Origin of the sequence: uncultured Chitinophaga sp., from assembly GCF_937874145.1 — a bacterium.
GTDB lineage: Bacteria > Bacteroidota > Bacteroidia > Chitinophagales > Chitinophagaceae > Chitinophaga.
In genome coordinates this window covers 1-1,477 of the sequence record NZ_CALNBI010000458.1, presented here as the reverse complement: position 1 = coordinate 1,477, position 1,477 = coordinate 1, and the positions used below count along the sequence as shown (strand labels likewise).

The following is a 1,477-nucleotide window of genomic DNA, read 5'->3' as shown; positions in this document are numbered from 1 at the left end:
TGGTGGGACTGCTGGCGGCAAGATGGAAGGGTGCCGGGAATATCATCTACAACCTCGCCAACGAAGTATATTTAAAAGACCCGGACGAAACGCAGATGGATGCGGAAACAGCTACCTGGCGCGGAATCCCGGCCCAGAAGGGCACCGTGCGCGATTCGTTGCTGTTCCGCCGCTGGTCGAACGAAATGACGGCCGCCATCCGTAGTGCGGGCGGCATGCAGCCGGTGATGCCGGGATACATGTTCTCCACGATGGACGGCGGCGATACTTATCTCGCCAACGAAGACGCGCCCATTCTGCCCTGGCATAATTACCTGCCGCCGGAACAGGCGGGTTTGTCCGCCCAATACTTCGACCCGATCGGCTCCAACCGCCCGGTGATCATCGAAGAGTTCGGCAATGGCAAATGGAACAACCTCGCTTATTACGACGCCTCCGTCCACTATGCGCTGGCGGGCGGCGCGGCTTGCGCCATGTCGTATGAATGGGGGGTGAGCTGGTTTGCCCGCGAATCCTGTTACTGGCCGCTGCCCCTCAGGGAAGCTTCGCAGCTGGAGCCTGATCCGCGCTGGTTCCCGCCCTACCTGGGGCTGGATTCCGCGTGGTTCGAGCGCGGGGTAGGGCTTTGTCCCACACCCAGCGGCACCGGCTACGGCTCGGTGTACCACGGCACGCCGTTCCCCGCGGATGCGGCGATTGCCCTGGGCCGCCTGGGATTGATGGGCAAAGGGCTGCAACGGGTATCGGTACCGGAAAAAGTGTACATCATCGTGCCATCGGGCAATCTGTCGGCCATGGAGCCGGTGAAAAAGACGCTGGCCGCGCTCTGGGCCGGAAAAGCCCTGTTCGGCGTATGGCAGGAATCCGCGCTGGACGCAATTCCCGCGGGCACGAAGGCCGTCATCTGTCCCCACCAGCTTACCAACCCATCCGCCCTCCAGGCCCTGCGCAGCAAAGGCGTGGCCGTGTTCGAAGGGCCGGATGCCTGGCAGGAATGCAAGGCGTTCGAAAAAGTGGACGTGAAGAACGGGGAGCAAATCAAGCTGCTGGCGCGCCGCACCGAAAATGGCGTGCTGTTTACGCTGGTAGCCCAGCAGGCGCCGGATGCCCAACCCGTTCCCCGCACGGTGGCGTTGCAATACGGGAAAACCGGCGCAGGTTTAACGGTCAGCGACTTCGGGATGGCGCATTTCACCGGCAAAGGCGTTGTGCTCATGGAAGGCGCCGGCGAACTGCGGATCAACGGAAAGCTGTTGTGCAACGTTCCGCAGGGCCGCATCATCCTGGCCGCGCCTGATGGCCAGGACCTGCTCCAGGCGAAGCAAATGCAACTGATGGCCTCCGCGCCGGCGAAGATCAGTTTTGGCCGGAGGATAACCGGCGTAGCGATCAGCGACGGGGTGAAGCCGCCGGTGAAGCCGACCATGGTCAGCCAGACGCCGGGGACGTTCCAGAATTTCCGCTCGACACCCCAATA

1 protein-coding gene is annotated in these 1,477 nt (G+C 62.6%); it reads left to right on the top strand.

Translation table 11 applies throughout. The features are described 5' to 3' along the window. On the top strand, positions 1 to 1,477 hold a 1,477-nt coding region (locus Q0510_RS22150), incomplete at both ends, for a hypothetical protein (protein ID WP_298716578.1).